The sequence below is a fragment of the Geodermatophilus sp. URMC 65 genome (assembly GCF_053502545.1).
The window spans coordinates 1,531,359-1,547,213 of the sequence record NZ_CP199954.1 but is presented as its reverse complement, the minus strand read 5'-3'; the positions used below and the strand labels follow the sequence as shown (position 1 = coordinate 1,547,213).

Here is a 15,855-nt window from a genome sequence, read left to right as displayed (position 1 = left end):
CGGTCTACGGGTACGAGCGGGTCGCGGGGCGGCCACCGGTGACCGTCACCCGCCACGACGGGACCCAGGGGCCCGTCGATGGTCGGCTGCACGGGGCGCACGCGCACGACTTCCTCGTGCTGAGCCTGGTCGAGCGGGGCACCGGGCGGCTGTGCCTGGACGGCCGGTGGTGGGAGGTCACGACCGGGGACCTCCTCGTGGTCGCACCGGGGGAGGTGGTGACCCCGGAGTGGAGCGGGGACGCCGCCGAGGCCGTGGTGTGGTCGGCCCTCTTCCCGCCGGACGCGGTGGAGCGGCGCAGCCCGGGCTCGTTCGGGTCCTGGCGGGCCCACCCGCTGCTGTTCCCGTTCGTCGGCCACCGGGCCGGGGGTGTCCAGCGGCTGTCGGTGCCCGAGGCGGACCGGCCTGCGTGGTCACGACGGTTCGCCGAGCTCGACCGCGAGCTGGAGGAGCGGCGGGAGGGGTACGCCGAGGCCGCGCTGGCCCGGCTGACCCTGGTGCTCGTGGAGCTGGCCCGGTTGGCGGCCGATGTCCCGGGCTCCCTGCGGCTGCGCGACGACCCGCTGCTGGCCGCGGTCTTCGACGTCATCGAGCGGCGGTACGCCGAACCGATCTCGTTGCGCGAGGTGGCCGACGCGGTGGGGCTGTCGGCCGGGCACCTGACGACGGTGGTCGGCCGGCGCACGGGGCGGACGGTGCAGCAGTGGATCACGGAGCGGCGGCTCGCCGAGGCCCGGCGGCTGCTCGCCGAGACCGACCTGACGGTGCAGGCGGTGGCCGGCCGGGTGGGCTACGCCGATGCGGGTTACCTGATCCGGCGGTTCCGCGCCGCGCACGGCGTCCCGCCGCAGGAGTGGCGCCGGGCGGGCCGCTCCCGCTGAGGGAGGGGTGCCGGACCGTTGCGGCTGCCGCCCGCCGGTGCTCGTGCTCTGCGTGCGACGCACGCAGAGCACGAGCACCGGGTGCACCCTTCCGGTCGTCCCGTGGGTCGCAGCCGTCCCCGGGCCGGCCGCCTCAGCCAGGGGCTACGCCGCCCGGGCATCCACGGCCGGGAGACCCCTCACCAGCAGACCCAGTAGTAGTAGTTCCCGTAGGCGTCCACGTACCACTCCTCGTAGCAGATGGTGTCCGGCTGCGCGGAGGGGGCCTCGGTCGTCGTGCTGGTGCTGTCGGTCGCCGGCGCCGTGACGGCGACGCTCTGCTCGGGCGTGGCAGCCATCGCGCTCGCGCCCGGCAGCAGCACGCCGCCGATGCCCAGGGTGGTCGCGGTGGCGGCCAGGACCAGGTGTCGCTTGGAGAGGGCCATGGTTCCTCCAGGTCTTCCGGGGCAGGGCAGGATCGGCCCTGCTCGTGGTGGGAGATGTGCGGAGCGATCGCTGATCGCCCGCGTCGACACTCCTTCCGCAGCGGATCGGAGTGCCGTTCCGTTCCTGCGTGACCAGCATCTGGCCGAGGACTCCGCCGCTGGATGGAGCCGTCCCCCGATCGACGGGATGCCTCCCCCCGACCGGCCGGACGCTGTCCCCCCGGGGTCGCCCCCCCCGAAGGAGCGGTCGTGCGACGCGGGCCCCGTCCTCGCCGGCAGCGGGCACCGACGACCGGCACCGGCGGGTAGCCGCCGCCGCACGGTCGGGGACGGAACGCGGGGGTACCCGCACACCACCGCCCTAGGACCCGCGCGGGCCGCCGCGTCCCTCCCTACCCTCCGCCGCCGAGGAGCCGACTCGGCGAGGAGGTGGTCGCGGTGCGACGAGTCCTGGTGGGAACGGCGGCGGCGGTGATGGTCCTGTCCGGAGGCGTGGCCTCTGCGGCGGACGCCCAGCCACCCGGTGACGACGAGGGGTGGGTCCCCGTCCCGGAGGAGTTCTACGAGGCGGTCGACGTGGAGGCCTGCGGATCGGTGGTCACGGTCGCCGCCGGCGACGTCCGCGAGGCGGAGCTGCGGCAGCAGGTCCTGGACGACGGCAGCACCTTCCTCGAGTTCCGCGGCGGCCGGACGGTCGACCTCACCCGGCAGTCCGACGGCGCCACCGTCGACGAGCTGGACGTCTCCGGTCGCAGCTGGGACCTGGTGACGTCCGACGGCACCCAGGTGGTCTTCGAGGTCGACGGGCCCGCGGTGCTCTGGGCCGGCAACGACGTCGAGCGGGCGGCGGCCGACGAGGCCGGCCTGCCGCACCTCATGTACGTCGAGGAGGGCACGATCCTGCTGCGCCTGACGGTCGATCCCGCGACCGGGGAGTCCACGGCCGTGGACGGCCTGCAGCTCGAGGCCGACGTCGTGGACCTGTGCGACGTCCTGGACGAGGCTGCCGGCGACTGAGCCGTCCTCCCGCGTGGCGGGTGCCCCTCACGGCCGCGAGCATGGGGCCTCGACGACTGGGGAGGCCGGGATGGACGCCGCAGCGCTGCGGGACCTGCAGGCACCGCTCAAGCAGCAGTACCGCGACGACCCGGCATCGGCGTGCGTGAGCATGCACGCCGAGGCCGCCTTCGCGGACCCGGGCGTCACCTGCACCGTGCAGACCTGGGCCGGCCCCGCCCGCGCCGGGCTGCACACCTCGACCGGCGGCGACGGCAGCGACGCCTGCTCCGGCGACATGCTGCTGCAGGCGCTCCTGGCGTGCGCCGGGGTGACGATGCGCAGCGTGGCCACGTCGATGGGGGTCGAGATCCGCTCGGCCCGGCTGACCGCGCGCGGCCAGATGGACGCCCGCGGGACGCTCGGCGTCTCCATGGAGGCACCGGTCGGGATGGGCACGATCACCGTGGACGCCGAGCTGGACACCGACGCCGACGACGCCACCCTCGCGAAGCTGGGCCAGCTCACCGAGCGCTACTGCGTGGTGGCCCGGACGCTGGCCCAGCCGCCGCACCTGACGGTCCGCCGCGCCTGACACCGGGTTGCGCGTCCTCGGCCCCTGTCCACCATGCGGGCAGGGGTGGAGGTCGGCGGGGTGGGCCCGTCGTCCCTACCGATCGGCTCTCGGTCGATACCCGCGGACGGGGCCGACCTCGGCGACCTTCGGGTAGGCGGCCGGGTCCCGGTCGGCCCCCTCAGGGAACTCGAACAGGTCGACCATGAGCACCAGCGGGTAGGCGAGGCCCTGCGGGACCACCCGGACGAGCTGATCGTCGACGTAGAACCGCGTCTCACCGGCGTCCCACGCCGCGGCGTAGGAATGCCAGTCGGTGGCGTCGAGGTCGAGGGCGACGTCGGCCATGTCCGTCTCGAGCCGGGGGTCGTGGTGGGCCTTGATGCCCAGGTGCACCGTGGAGCCGCTCGGGCCGACGGCGGAGCCGTACAGCTCGGCGATGCAGATCTCGCCGGACTGGTCCGGTGCGGCCTCCTCCAGACCCACGAGCCACGCCGCGAGCATGCAGGTCGGGTCGGGGGTCGCCCGCAGCCGTGCCTCGACCAGCCCGCTGCTGGGTGTGTACAGCCGGCGGGTGGGGACGGCGGTCGCGACCGAGAGGTCGGGTCGGTGGCGGTGGGTCCCGCGGTCGGAGCCCACCCCGCCGGAGAAGGACCCGGTCTGGAGGTTCGACACCCGCAGCTCGCCGTCGTCGGGGCGCCAGGCGGGCTGGTCGGCGTCGATCCGCAGCCGGAGCACCCCGGGGAGCGGGTCGTACCGGGCCGCCGACCGCTCGGGAGTGGTCCAGTGAGGGAGGTAGTGGGTCACCCAACGGCTCGGGTCGACCTCCGTGCCGGTGAAGTCCTCGGCGAACTCCAGGTCATACCGGGAGCGGTACAGCCGACCGGCGCCTGCCGTCGGCGGCTTCACCGGGCCGGTGGAGCGTCGTCGAGCCACGCGCGCGCCACCCGCCGGGGCGCCCGGGCCAGCCACGCCTCGGTGACCAGCCCCTCGAGCTCGCCGGGGTCGATGCGGTCGAGTCGGGCGAGCACGATCGGGTGGCCGTCGAAGTGCGGCGTCGTCAGGTAGGTGTCCGGGTCGTCGGTCAGGAGCGCCTCCTTCGCGCCGAGGTCGGGCACCCACGCGCCCAGCGGTGGCGCGTCCGGTGCCCGGTCACCGAGGTGGGCGAGGTCGGCCCGGCGCAATGGCCGCTCCCAGACGAACAGCCGATCGCGCACCCGCCACTCGAGGCGACCGCGCGAGGTCCGCTCGCCGACCTCGGGGAGAGCGAGGGCGAGTGCGCGGACGTCCTCCCAGTCGGGCACGCCGGCAGGCTAGCCGTCGTGGGTGCCCCAGGACCCGTCCTCAGCCCTCTCGGCCCACCGCTGCGCGGCAGCGGGTGACCGTCGCGGCCCCCTGCTGGTGCTCCCGCACGGACCTCCCGCGGGAAGGGAGGGCGACTCCTCGCGGGCGCCTGGCTGCCCGGCATCGTCTCGGGCCTGACGCCGCGGCGCTGGACCGAACGACGGTCTTCCGGCACGGGCTGCCCTCGATGGTCGAGTACTCGGAGCGGATCGGCGGTTCCGTCGCCCGCGGCGCTACCGGAGAGCCGACAGCCGGCCCGTCGCCGTAGCCCGCTCACCTGACCGTCCGCCGCGCCCGACACCAGGCTGCGCGTCCTCGGCCCCTGCCCACCATGCGGGGCGGGGGGCGAGCGTCCCAGCCCCCTCGTCGGGGACCGAGCCACGCCCGTCCCGCACGTGGCGGGCGAGGAGACGTGCTCCGTGCGTGCTCCACCGGTGCTCACAGGAGGAAGCAGCGGTCGAGGTTGCGGGGACGACCCCTCAGGCGGCCGGGGGACGGGGTGTGACACCCGTCCGGGTGGGCCTGCGCGTCCGTCGTCCACAGATCGTGGCGACACCGGCCCGGGGACCGGCTCGTCGGCCTACTGTCCGTCGTCGTCCTGACCGGGTGTGACGACGGGGGTGCCGTGCCGACCAGTGCACTGGAGGTCGTCGACGGCGAGGTGCGGGAGCTGATCCGCCGCCGCGGGCTGGACCCGTTCACCGACCCCGGTCCGGTGCGGCTGCTGGTGCGCGATGTGGTGGCCGACTACTCCGAGCGGTCGCTGACCTCGGCGCTGCCGCCGATCGGTGACCCGGACGCGGTGGTGCGTGACGTGCTGGGCCGGGTGGCCGGGTTCGGGCCGCTGCAGCGCTGGCTGGACGACCCGGAGGTCGAGGAGGTCTGGGTCAACGAGCCGGGCCGGGTGTTCGTGGCGCGGCGCGGCCGGTCGGAGCTGACCACGACGATCCTGGCGCCCGGGGAGCTGGCCGACCTGGTGGAGCGGATGCTGCGCACCTCGGGGCGGCGGATCGACATGTCCACGCCGTTCGTCGACGCGATGATGCCCGACGGGTCGCGGCTGCACGTGGTGATCCCCGACATCACCCGGCGGCACATGGCGGTCAACATCCGCAAGTTCGTGCTGCAGGCGCACTCCCTCGACGAGCTGGTGGCGCTGGGCACGCTGACCCCGCAGGCCGCACGGTTCCTCGAGGCCGCCGTGGTCTCCGGTCTCAACGTGCTGGTCGCCGGCGGCACCCAGGCCGGGAAGACCACCTTGTTGAACTGCCTGTGCGCGGCGATCCCGGCGCGGGAGCGGGTGATCACCTGCGAGGAGGTCTTCGAGCTCCGCGTGCCGCTGCCCGACGTGGTGGCGATGCAGACCCGCCAGCCCAACCTCGAGGGCGCCGGGGAGATCCCGTTGCGCCGGCTGGTGAAGGAGGCGCTGCGGATGCGGCCCTCCCGCATCGTGGTCGGCGAGGTGCGGCAGGAGGAGTGCCTGGACCTGCTGATCGCGCTGAACTCCGGGCTGCCGGGCATGTGCACGCTGCACGCCAACAGCGCCCGCGAGGCGGTCACGAAGATGTGCACCCTGCCGCTGCTGGCCGGGGAGAACATCGGCCACGCGTTCGTCGTCCCCACGGTGGCCGCCAGCGTCGACCTGGTCGTGCACGTGGGCAGCGACCCCGACGGACGGCGCCGGGTGCGCGAGGTCGTCGCCGTCCCGGGTCGCGCCGAGGACGGCGTCGTCGAGCTCGCCGACGTCTTCACCACCCGCGAGGGCCGGCTGGTCCGCGGCACCGGCTACCCGCCGCACCCCGAGCGCTTCGCCGCCCACGGCTTCGACCTGCCCGCCCTGCTCGACGACGCGCGGTGGCGGGCGTGACCGAGCATGCGAGGTCACGCATGGACACAGCACCGTCGGGCACGGGGCTGACGAGCGCCAGCGAGGAGGCGCCGTGACCGGCGCCCTGCTCGGGTTGCTGCTCGGTGTCGGCCTGCTGCTGATCTGGCGCAGCGGCCCGCGCGCCCCGCAGCGACGGAACCGCATCCGGAGGCCGTCGCGGCGGCAGCAGCAGTTGGCCGCGGCAGGGCTGACGGGCATCAACGCCGCCCAGCTGACCGCCCTGCAGGCCGGGCTGGGATTGCTGGCCACGGTCGTCGTCCTGCTCACCACCGGCACGGTCACGGTGAGCCTGCTCTTCGGCGCCTTCGCCGCCGCCCTGCCCGTCGTCCAGGTGCGCCGGCTGGCGGTCAAGCGGCGGGCGGACCTGCGCGAGGTCTGGCCGGAGGTCGTCGACAACCTCGTCTCCGCCGTGCGGGCCGGGCTCTCGCTGCCCGAGGCGCTGTCGGCCCTGTCGACCCGCGGGCCGGAGGTGCTGCGCCCGCCATTCTCCCGGTTCGCCGCCGAGTACCGCTCCAGCGGCCGGTTCGGCGACTGCCTCGACCGGCTCAAGGACGACCTGGCCGACCCGGTCGGCGACCGGATCGTCGAGACGCTGCGGGTGGCGCGCGAGGTCGGCGGCAGCGATCTGGGCCGCGTGCTGCGCACCCTGGCCTCCTTCCTGCGCGAGGACGCCCGTGCCCGCGCGGAGCTGGAGACGCGGCAGGGCTGGGTGGTGCAGGCCGCGCGGCTGGCCGTCGCCGCGCCGTGGGTGGTGCTGCTCCTGCTGGCCACCCAGTCGGCGACGCTGGAGGCCTACGACTCGCCGCTGGGGACGGCGATCCTGCTGGGTGGTGCGGCGGTCTGCCTGGCCTCGTACCGGCTGATGCTGCGGATCGGCCGGCTGCCGCAGGACGTGCGGGTGCTGCAGTGAGTGCCTCGCTGGCGGGGATGCTGCTGGGGCTGGCCGCGGCGGCCGGCGTGCTGCTCGTGGTCACCTTCGCGCCGCCGTTCCGCTCGGTGCGTCTGGTCGACCGGCTGGCGCCCTACGTGCACGACACCCCGCCGCCGTCCCGGCTGCTGGGCACGGCGACCGAGGCCGGGCTGCTCACCGCCGTCCGGCGGCTGTTCGGCCCGGTGGTCGCCGACGGTGCCCGCTTCGTCGACCGGGTGCTGGGCGGCCGGACGGCGGTGCGCCGGCGGCTGGAGGCGCTGGGCAGCGACGCGGGTGTGGAGGACTTCCGGGTCGAGCAGGTGGTGTGGGGCGGCCTCGGGCTGCTCGGCGCGGCGCTGCTGGCGACGGTCGGCTCCCTGCTGGCCGGGGACGTCAACGTGCTGTCGGTGGCGCTGCTGTGCGTGGCCGGGCTGGTCGGTGGCGTCCTCGGCCGCGACTGGTGGCTGACCCAGCAGGTGCAGCGGCGGGAGGAGCTGCTGCTGGCGGAGTTCCCCGTGGTCGCCGAGCTGCTGGCGCTGGCGGTGACGGCGGGGGAGAGCCCGACCGCGGCGATCGCCCGGGTGACCCGGCTGTCGGGCGGCGAGCTCGCCGGCGAGCTGGGTGCGGCACTGGGCCGGGCGCGCGCGGGCGTGCCGCTGGCCGACGCGCTCCAGCACCTCGCCGACCGCACCTCACTGGACCCGCTGGCCCGCTTCGTCGACGGCCTGCTCGTGGCCCTCGAGCGGGGCACCCCGCTGGCGGAGGTGTTGCGGTCGCAGGCGGCCGACGTCCGGGAGGCCGGCAAGCGCCGGCTGCTCGAGGCCGGCGGCCGCAAGGAGATCGCGATGATGGTGCCGGTCGTCTTCCTGGTGCTGCCGGTGACCGTCCTGTTCGCGCTCTACCCCGGCTTGATCAGCATCGTCTCGCTGGCGCGATGAGCCCGCGGACACGACAGGAAGGACGCAGCATGCCGAGCTTCACGGGGGTCCTGGCGGCGCTGGCCGCACTGACCGACCGCCTGCGAGGGGACGATCCCGAGCGCGGTGACGTGCCGGGCTGGGTGATGATCACGGTGATGACGGCGGCGCTGGTGCTGGCCATCCTCATCCCGTTCCGCGAGGCGATCGTCGCCGCGGTCACCAACGCCCTGGCCTCCGTCACGGCCGGTGGCTGACGAAGGACCCCGTCCTCCCCACCCCTCGCTCCGCTCGCGGCGGGCCCCGGGACGGGGCCGTTCCATCACCTCACCAGACGGCGGCGAGCGGGGGGCTGCGGTCGTCGAGTTCGTGTTCGTGTCGGTGCTGGTCGTGGTGCTGCTGCTGGCGGTGCTGCAGGTGGCGGTGTACGTGCACGTGCGCAACGTGGTGACCGCCAGCGCGCAGGAGGGCGCCCGGTTCGCGGCGAACGCCGACGTGCCCGCATCGGCCGGTGCCGACCGCACGGTGGCGGTGGTGACGCGGGCGACCTCGCCGCGGACCGCCGAGGGGCTGGTGTGCAGCTCGGTGCAGGAGGTCGACGCCAGCGGGCTGACGCTGGTGGTGGTCCGCTGCGCAGGCGCGGTGCCCACGCTGCTGGCCGGGCTGGGCGCGCTGCTGCCGGTCGAGGTCACCGGCCGGGCGGTGGAGGAGGCACCGTGAGCGAGCTTGCGAGCTCACCATGGACAGGGCAGGTCCACCGAACGCGGCCGACGAGCGCGAGCGAGGAGGGCGCGTGAGGTGGCTGCGGGCCCGGCTGGGCATGGTCGCCGGGGAGCGCGGGTCGGCGCTGGTGGAGTTCACGTTCATCGCGATCGTGGTGTTCGTGCCGCTGGTCTACATCGTGGCCGGGTTCTCGGCGGTGCAGCGCGGAGTGTTCGCCTCGACCGCCGCGGCCAGGGAGGCCGGGCGGGCGATGGGCACCGCACCGGATCCGGTCACCGGCGCCGCCCGAGCGGAGGCCGCGGCCCGGTTGGCGGTGGCCGACCAGTCGGTGCAGGCCACCGACGTCCGCGTGGCCTACGCCGCGGCCGGTGCCGGCTGCGACGCGGCGGGTGGCTATGCGCCGACGCTGGCGCGTGGGGAGGAGTTCTCCGTCTGCGTGACCGTGACGGTGCGCATCCCGCTGCTGCCGGAGTTCGTCGACGCCAACACCGCCACCGGCCAGTTCCTCGTCGAGCGCGACCGCTACGTCGATCCCTGACCGACCAGTGCCGGCTCGTTCGCGCGCTGCCGGTACTGCACCGCCGCCGCGCGCGCCCGCGTCTGCGACGCCGGGCCGCCTGGTCGACCAGCTCAGGGGTGACCGCGGTGACGCCTCCATGGCAGAGGACGGTGCAGTGGCCGCCCCGGTGCGCTACGCGGACACGGTGACGACCCGGTGACGGCCTGGTGACGCCACACTCGAAGACTCCGTGGACCCGCGTGCGAGGACGGTCTCCGTTCGAGATCAGGAGTCGACTTCAGCCGTGGCAACGAGTGGAGGACTGAGGCGATGAGCGTTCCGGCGGCTCCCGCGACCGCAGCGAACTGGTCGTACTGGCGCACGAACGGCTGGCGCAACGGCTCCGAACTCTGGGCGGTGACCCATCTGGAGCCCCTGTGGACGCTGCTGCGATGGCTGCCCGGGGTCCGGTCGGCGACCAACCGGGTGCTCATCAACCGGCTGGTCTACAAGATGCACACGCGGCCGAACATCCTGAGCACGAAGACCCCGTACACGTCGTGGGAGTCGCTCACCGACCGCACGTACAGCGCCCGGCACCTGCCGCCGGACAACCGGCTGCAGCATCGGCTGGAGCCGGAGGCGTCGGTCGCGGAGCTGTTCTGCAGGAAGGAGCCGCGGGAGTCGGCGAAGTCGACCCTGCTGTTCTCGCACTTCGCCCAGTGGTTCGTCGACGGGTTCCTCCGCACGGACCCCAACGACGTGACGCGGAACACCTCCACCCACGAGATCGACCTGAGCCAGCTCTACGGCCAGACCGAGGACGTGACCGACCTGCTGCGCACCCACTGCTGCGGGCGGCTCAAGAGCCAGCAGATCAACGGCGGCGAGTTCCCGCCCTACTACTTCGGCCCGGACGGGCAGGTCAAGCCGGAGTTCAAGGACCTCCCGCTCTCCTCCCCCGAGCTCGACCGGAAGGCCGTGGGGCTGGACCTGACGGGGGCGCCGGGGCGGAACCTGTTCGCCCTCGGCATCCCGCGGGGCAACATCCACTACGGCTTCGTGATGCTCAGCACGCTGTTCCTCCGCGAGCACAACCGCCTCGCCGACCTCATCGCGGAGGAACACCCCGACTGGGACGACGAGCGCCTCTTCCAGACGGCTCGCAACACACTGATCGTCATCCTGCTCAAGATCGTGATCGAGGACTACATCAACCACATCACCCCGTTCCACTTCAAGCTGTTCGTGGAGCCGGGGATCGGCGTCCGGGAGAAGTGGTACCGGCAGAACTGGATGTCGATCGAGTTCGACCTGCTCTACCGCTGGCACCCGCTCGTCCCCACCGAACTGGCCGTCGGTGGGGAGCGACGCGAGGCTGAGAAGGTCCTGTGGCAGACCGACATCGTCCCCGAGAAGGGGCTCGCCGCGCTCTTCGACGAGGCGTCCCGGCAGCCGAGTACCGAGATCGGGATCCGGAACACGGCGGAGTTCCTGCGGGAGGTCGAGGAGCGCACGATCGCCATCGGCCGGAGGGCGGCACTGGCCGGCTTCAACGACTACCGCGAGGCCTGCGGCTACCCGCGGCTGCGGTCCTTCCGCGACTTCTCCGCCGACCCCGAGGTGGGCCGGGCGCTGGCCGCCAGGTACCGGTCGGTGGACGACGTCGAGCTGTACGTCGGGCTCTTCGCCGAGGACGTGCGGCGGAACTCCGCGCTGCCCACGGTGATGGGCACGATGGTGGCGGTGGACGCCTTCTCCCAGGCGCTCACCAACCCGCTGCTGGTGAAGAGCGTCTTCAAGGCCTCGACCTTCTCCAAGGTCGGGAAGCGTGAGATCAAGCGGACCAGTCGCCTGCAGGACCTCGTCGACCGGAACACCCCCGGCGAGGACATCGAGCCGCTGGTCACCTTCACCCGTACCGACTCGGCGGCGACACGGTGATCCCCGTGACCACGGCACAGCCCTACGTGCGCTACCGGGAAGACCTGGAGCGGCCGTTCCCGGACGAGGAGGAACTGGTCCGCCGGATCGTCGGGGCGATGGAGCGCGCCAACCGCCAGGTCGCCACCAAGCACCGGCACGGCCTGCGCGACGCGCACGCCAAGAGCCACGGCATCCTCGCCGGCGAGCTGCGCATCGAGCCGGACCTGCCCGCGCACCTCGCCCAGGGCCTGTTCGCCGCCCCGCGCACCTATCCGGTCATCGTGCGCTTCTCGACCTCACCCGGTGACCTCCGTACCGACCGGGTGCCCGCCCCGCGCGGGATGGCCATCAAGGTGATCGGGGTGGACGGTCCCCGGGCCATCGAGGACGGCGCCACCACGCAGGACTTCCTCCTGGTCAACCACCCGACCCTGCCCTTCGGCACGGTCGGCGCGTACCTCAAGCTGCAGAAGGTGCTCGAGCGGCAGCACCGCCAGAGCGACCTGAGGCAGCGGTCCACCAGGCTGGTCGCCCGAGTGCTCACCCGCCTCCGGTTCCCGCTCCCGCGGATCGCCGAGGTCCTGGCCACGCCGAACCACCACATCCTCGGGGAGACCTTCCACTCGATGGCAGCCCTGCGCTACGGCGACCACGTCGCCAAGATCTCGGCCGCCCCGCTGTCCGAGGACGTGCGGGCGCTCACCGGCAGACGCGTGGGCAGGCGCGCCGGGGACTCAGCGCTGCGTGACCTGGTCGCGGACTTCTTCGCCCGCCACAGCGCCGAATACGAACTGCGCGCACAGCTGTGCGTCGACGTCGACCGGATGCCGATCGAGGACGCCTCGGTGCTCTGGCCCGAGGAGCTGTCACCGCACCGCCGGGTCGCGGTCCTGCACCTGCCGGCCCAGGACCCGTACAGCGACGCCCGCCGCCGCTACGCCGACGACGTCCTGTCGTTCAGTCCGTGGCACGCGCTGGAGGCCCACCGACCCCTGGGTTCGATCATGCGTTCCCGTCGCGTGGCGTACGCGGGGTCCAGCGACTTCCGGCACACGGTGAACGGGGTCCAGAAGCGAGAGCCGTCGAGCATCGAGGAGCTCCCGGCCTGACGGCGCTTCCCCGAACGCCCACCCCGCGCGGTGCGCCGCACGTCGGAGCGGGGCTCGCCCCGCGCCCTCAGGTCGTCGTCGATCCGGTGGGGGAGCGGCCGAGCCGGGAGCCGGACCCGCCGGCGGTCGGGGTTCCGGTGGTCGGCCCCAGGTGCCGGGCGAGGTCCCGCACCGTGACGACCACGTCGAGCCAGCAGAACGCGGCCCGCCCCGCGGCGACGACGTCCTCCAGGGAGAGCTCGGCGGGCTCGTCGTCCCGCGCGGCGGACGTCGGCGCCTCCGCACAGTCGGCCTCGGGGTCGTCCAGCACCCCGGTCAGGAGCGTCATCAGCTGGCCGTCGTCCCACCGGTACCCGTCGTTGTCGTCCACGACCGCCTCCCTCGTGCACCCCGGCCGCACACCGGCAGACCGCAGAACGCCAGGCCGGGGTCCCGACGAGCTCCGTACTGCACAGAGGCCGGAGCCACCCGTGCTGATACACCGCCCGCCCCGACACATCGCTAGCGGCGCATCAGCCGTGACGAATCCGGTGTGCCGCCGGTCGCACGGTGCCTAGAGTCGGCCCATGAGCCGGGCGCTCAGGTACACACCGCCGCTCGCCAGCCGGGACCTGATCGTGCGGCCCCGGCTCCTGGACGCCCTGCGGAGCCGCTTCGAGCGCCCCCTCACCGCGGTGGTGGCGCCCGCCGGCTTCGGCAAGACCACGCTGCTGGGACAGGCCGTCAGCGAGAACGCCCTCTCGCCCGCGGGGGAGGACCGCTGGCTGACCTGCCAGCGGGACGACACGACGCTCTCGGTCCTGGCCTCCGGTGCCTTCGCCGCGGTCGGCCTCTCGGCCCCGGTGCCGGAGGACCCGCGGCAGGCTGCGGTCGCGGTGGCCGAGGCGCTGTGGAGCGCGGCTCCGCGCCAGGTCGCACTGATCCTCGACGACGTCCACCTGGTGACCCGGGGATCGCCGGCCGGCGAGTTCCTCGGCCACCTGATCGAGGAGCTGCCGAGGAACGGGCACCTCGTCCTCGCCTCCCGCCCGCCGCTGCCGCTGTCGGTCTCGCGGCTCGTGGCCACCGGGGACGCCGCGGTGCTGCGGGAGGGCGACCTGCAGTTCCGCGAGGACGAGGTCGCCGCGTTCGCCGAGTCCCGCGGTGTCCCACTGGAGCTGCTCAGCGACGTCGGGGGCTGGCCGGCCCTGGCCGAGCTGACGGCCACGGCGGGCCCGTTCGCCGTCAGCGGGTACGTCTGGGAGGAGCTGCTCACCCAGCTGTCGCCGGAGCGCCGCCACGCGCTCGCGCTGCTCGTGGCCGTGGGCGGCGCGGACGACGAGATCGCCGCCGAGCTGCTCGGCCGGGACGTGGACCTCCGGTCCCTGCTCGACGGGCTGCCCCTGGTCGTGCGCTCCCGCTCCGGGTGGTGGTCGTTGCACGGGCTGTGGGCAGCGGCCCTCCAGCACCACCTCGACTCCGGGCAGGTGGCGGAGGCGCGGCGGACCGCGGCCGCCGTCCTGCGTGGCCGCGGGCAGTACCAGGAGGCGATGGGGCTGCTGCTGGACGCCCGGGCGTGGGAGGACGTCCGCCGGCTCGTCGTGGAGGTCTGCGAGTGCTGCACCGCGCTGGTGCCGACCGACGTCCTCGAGTCGTGGCTGCGCCGGTTGCCGCCCGAGGTGCAGCAGAGCCCCGAGGGGCTGCTGCTCGCCGCCATGGCGGCGGAGCCGGCCAGCCCGGGCGCGGCCGAGGAGCTCCTGGTGCAGGCGCTCGCCGGCGCGCACGGGGACCCCGACCTGCGCTACGCGTGTCTCAACGCGCTCGTCCAACTGGCGTTCTGGGGCAAGGACCGACGGCGGATGCAGTTCCTGCTGCAGGAGCTGGAGGAGCTGGCGGCGAAGGGGCACCCCGGAGCCCCGGCTTTCGTCGCGCTGGTCCGTGGCGGGGAGGCGCGCTCCACCGACGAGGTGCGATCCGCGCTGGCGAACCCGAGTCTGATGTCGCGGACGGCGCTCAACTCCGTACAGCACCCCGTCCAGCAGTGGCTGCACGCCCACCTCGTCCTGCTGAGGCTGGGCGACGCCGCGACCGGCGAGGTTCTCGCTCGACGGGCGCTGTCCCACCCGGCAACCACGATGCACGGCGTCTCGCGGTGCCTCCTCCTCGAGTCCTTCCGGCTCCGGGGACGGCTGGAGGAGGCGGAGCGCCTGCTGCCGTACCTGCTCGGCGACATGCAGCCGGACAAGGTCCTCACGTCCCCCGACCTGGTGCCCTGTGCGGTCTCCGTGCTCGACGTCCTGGGGCGGCACGGGGAGGCAGGGGAACTCCTCGGGAGGTTCCGGCCCGTCCTCGGCGCCTCCCCGGTCGCCTGGGCACCCCACGCCCGGACCCTGGCCGAGGCCTTCCACGCTCTGTCGGGGGGCGCCGAGCACCAGGCGGCGGCCGCACTGCGGTCGATCGTCCCGTCGAACGGTGGGCGCCTCTCGGGTGCGCTACGGGTCTCCCCGGTCGCGCTGCCGCTGCTCTACGTGCTCCTGCCCGAGCTTCGGGAACGCTGGGACGCCGATCCGCCGCCCGGCGCCCTCGCCGACCTGCACGCCGGGGCGCGCGCCCTCGTCCAGCTGCGCGAGCACGGGTCGACGGCTGCGGCCGGCGCCCTCCCGTCCAGCGCCTGGCCGGTCCTGCGCGCCCTCCTGCCGGTGCCGTGGACGGCGCAGCTGGCCCTGGGGCTGGTCGCCGCCGGTCAGGACAGTGCACGGGCGATCGTCGAGGACCTCGGTCCCGCCGCCCGGGCGACGCTGCGGGCCCAGGCCGCGACGGCACCCCCGACCCTCGCGGCCACCGCCCGTTCGCTGCTGCGCGCGATCCCGGCGGTGCCGACCGCACGGTTGCACCTGCGCGTCCTCGGCCCGCTCGAGCTCCGCCGCGACGGCGTGGTCGTCGCCGCGCCGGAGCTGCGCCGGGAGCGGGTGCGTCAGCTCCTCGGCTACCTGCTCACCCACGACCGGCCGACCCGCACCGCCATCATCTCGGAGTTGTGGCCCGACCTCGACGACGCGGCGGCCGGCCGGAACCTGCGCGTCACCCTCGCCTACCTGCAGAACGTCCTCGAGCCCGACCGCGGCGAGCTCGACCCGCCGTACTTCCTCCGGAGCGCCGGTCCGGTGCTGCACCTGGTGACCGACGGCGCGCTGGAGATCGACGTGCTGCAGTTCGAGCGGGCCCTGGACGAGGCTGCCCGGCTGGAGCGCCAGGGCGCGCCCTCGGCGGCACTCTCGGCCTACCTGCGGGCGGCGGAGCTGTGGGGCGGGGACCTCCTCGCCGACGTGGCCGGCGGGACCTGGCTGGAGTGGGAGCGGGACCGCCTGCGCAGCCGGTTCGTCTCGAGCGCCGTCCGGGCCGGCAACCTGCTGCTGGCGCGGGGGGACACCACGACGGCCCGGAGCCTCGCCGAGCGTGCCCTGCGGGCCGACGACTGCTCGGAGGACGCCCACCAGCTCCTCGTCGCCGTCCACCTCGCCGACGGCGACCTCGTCGACGCGCACCGCGCCCTGCGTCGCTGCCAGCAGATGCTGCACGAGCTGGGTGTGCCGCCCCAGCCGCGCACCCGCGCGCTCGCGCAGCGGCTGGCTCCCCGCCGTTGAGGCCCGCCCATCCGTTCCTCCCCGCTCTGACCAGCGTCTT

Annotated in this window: 16 protein-coding genes; 12 read left to right on the top strand and 4 right to left on the bottom strand. The window is 74.3% G+C overall.

The features are described from left to right. Positions 1-38: 38 nt before the first annotated feature. Complete coding sequence (locus tag ACWIX7_RS07450) at positions 39-881, top strand: helix-turn-helix domain-containing protein (protein WP_448620913.1); 843 nt, start codon at positions 39-41, stop codon at positions 879-881. Between the two features lie 179 nt (positions 882-1,060). Here the strand turns inward: ACWIX7_RS07450 and ACWIX7_RS07445 are convergent, their stop codons facing one another. Continuing rightward, positions 1,061-1,306 (bottom strand): hypothetical protein, encoded by a 246-nt coding sequence (locus ACWIX7_RS07445; protein WP_448620912.1) that lies wholly within the window; start codon positions 1,304-1,306, stop codon positions 1,061-1,063. Between the two features lie 438 nt (positions 1,307-1,744). On the opposite strand from ACWIX7_RS07445, the gene ACWIX7_RS07440 reads away from it, so the two are divergent. Together ACWIX7_RS07440 and ACWIX7_RS07435 are read left to right on the top strand one after the other, a co-directional pair. After that, positions 1,745-2,323 (top strand): hypothetical protein, encoded by a 579-nt coding sequence (locus tag ACWIX7_RS07440; RefSeq protein WP_448620911.1) that lies wholly within the window; start codon positions 1,745-1,747, stop codon positions 2,321-2,323. A 70-nt stretch (positions 2,324-2,393) separates the two neighbouring features. Continuing rightward, on the top strand, positions 2,394-2,897 hold the full coding sequence (locus ACWIX7_RS07435; protein ID WP_448620910.1) for an OsmC family protein: 504 nt from the start codon (positions 2,394-2,396) through the stop codon (positions 2,895-2,897). Positions 2,898-2,972: 75 nt separating this feature from the next. Here ACWIX7_RS07435 and ACWIX7_RS07430 read toward each other — a convergent pair whose 3' ends face one another. Further along, positions 2,973-3,812: a glycoside hydrolase family 16 protein gene (locus ACWIX7_RS07430; RefSeq protein WP_448620909.1), complete on the bottom strand. Its 840-nt coding sequence runs from the start codon at positions 3,810-3,812 to the stop codon at positions 2,973-2,975. Then, positions 3,782-4,180, bottom strand: a complete 399-nt coding sequence (locus ACWIX7_RS07425; protein ID WP_448620908.1) for an MmcQ/YjbR family DNA-binding protein — start codon at positions 4,178-4,180, stop codon at positions 3,782-3,784. Before ACWIX7_RS07425 ends, ACWIX7_RS07430 begins: the two co-directional genes overlap by 31 nt. A 665-nt stretch (positions 4,181-4,845) precedes the next feature. Between ACWIX7_RS07425 and ACWIX7_RS07420 the strand changes: the two genes are divergently transcribed. The 8 genes from ACWIX7_RS07420 to ACWIX7_RS07385 all read left to right on the top strand — a co-directional run bounded on the left by ACWIX7_RS07420 (position 4,846) and on the right by ACWIX7_RS07385 (position 12,192). Next, positions 4,846-6,087 (top strand): CpaF family protein, encoded by a 1,242-nt coding sequence (locus ACWIX7_RS07420; protein ID WP_448620907.1) that lies wholly within the window; start codon positions 4,846-4,848, stop codon positions 6,085-6,087. Positions 6,088-6,160: 73 nt separating this feature from the next. Next, complete coding sequence (locus tag ACWIX7_RS07415) at positions 6,161-7,018, top strand: type II secretion system F family protein (protein ID WP_448620906.1); 858 nt, start codon at positions 6,161-6,163, stop codon at positions 7,016-7,018. Next, positions 7,015-7,956, top strand: coding sequence for a type II secretion system F family protein (locus ACWIX7_RS07410; RefSeq protein ID WP_448620905.1), 942 nt, complete (start codon positions 7,015-7,017; stop codon positions 7,954-7,956). The genes ACWIX7_RS07415 and ACWIX7_RS07410 overlap by 4 nt, the downstream gene beginning before the upstream one ends. Positions 7,957-7,985: 29 nt before the next feature. Next, on the top strand, positions 7,986-8,192 hold the full coding sequence (locus ACWIX7_RS07405; protein ID WP_448620904.1) for a hypothetical protein: 207 nt from the start codon (positions 7,986-7,988) through the stop codon (positions 8,190-8,192). A gap of 64 nt (positions 8,193-8,256) precedes the next feature. After that, positions 8,257-8,655: a TadE/TadG family type IV pilus assembly protein gene (locus tag ACWIX7_RS07400; RefSeq protein ID WP_448622138.1), complete on the top strand. Its 399-nt coding sequence runs from the start codon at positions 8,257-8,259 to the stop codon at positions 8,653-8,655. Positions 8,656-8,728: 73 nt separating this feature from the next. Beyond that, a complete protein-coding gene (locus ACWIX7_RS07395; protein WP_448620903.1) occupies positions 8,729-9,196 on the top strand; it encodes a hypothetical protein in 468 nt (155 codons plus the stop codon). Positions 9,197-9,487: 291 nt separating this feature from the next. After that, entirely contained in the window at positions 9,488-11,101 is a 1,614-nt protein-coding gene (locus tag ACWIX7_RS07390; protein ID WP_448620902.1) for a peroxidase family protein, read from the top strand. A 5-nt stretch (positions 11,102-11,106) separates the two neighbouring features. After that, on the top strand, positions 11,107-12,192 hold the full coding sequence (locus ACWIX7_RS07385; protein WP_448620901.1) for a catalase family protein: 1,086 nt from the start codon (positions 11,107-11,109) through the stop codon (positions 12,190-12,192). A gap of 67 nt (positions 12,193-12,259) precedes the next feature. Here ACWIX7_RS07385 and ACWIX7_RS07380 read toward each other — a convergent pair whose 3' ends face one another. Then, on the bottom strand, positions 12,260-12,562 hold the full coding sequence (locus tag ACWIX7_RS07380; RefSeq protein ID WP_448620900.1) for a hypothetical protein: 303 nt from the start codon (positions 12,560-12,562) through the stop codon (positions 12,260-12,262). 196 nt (positions 12,563-12,758) lie between these two features. On the opposite strand from ACWIX7_RS07380, the gene ACWIX7_RS07375 reads away from it, so the two are divergent. After that, a complete protein-coding gene (locus ACWIX7_RS07375; RefSeq protein WP_448620899.1) occupies positions 12,759-15,815 on the top strand; it encodes a BTAD domain-containing putative transcriptional regulator in 3,057 nt (1,018 codons plus the stop codon). The last annotated feature ends 40 nt before the right edge of the window (positions 15,816-15,855 follow it).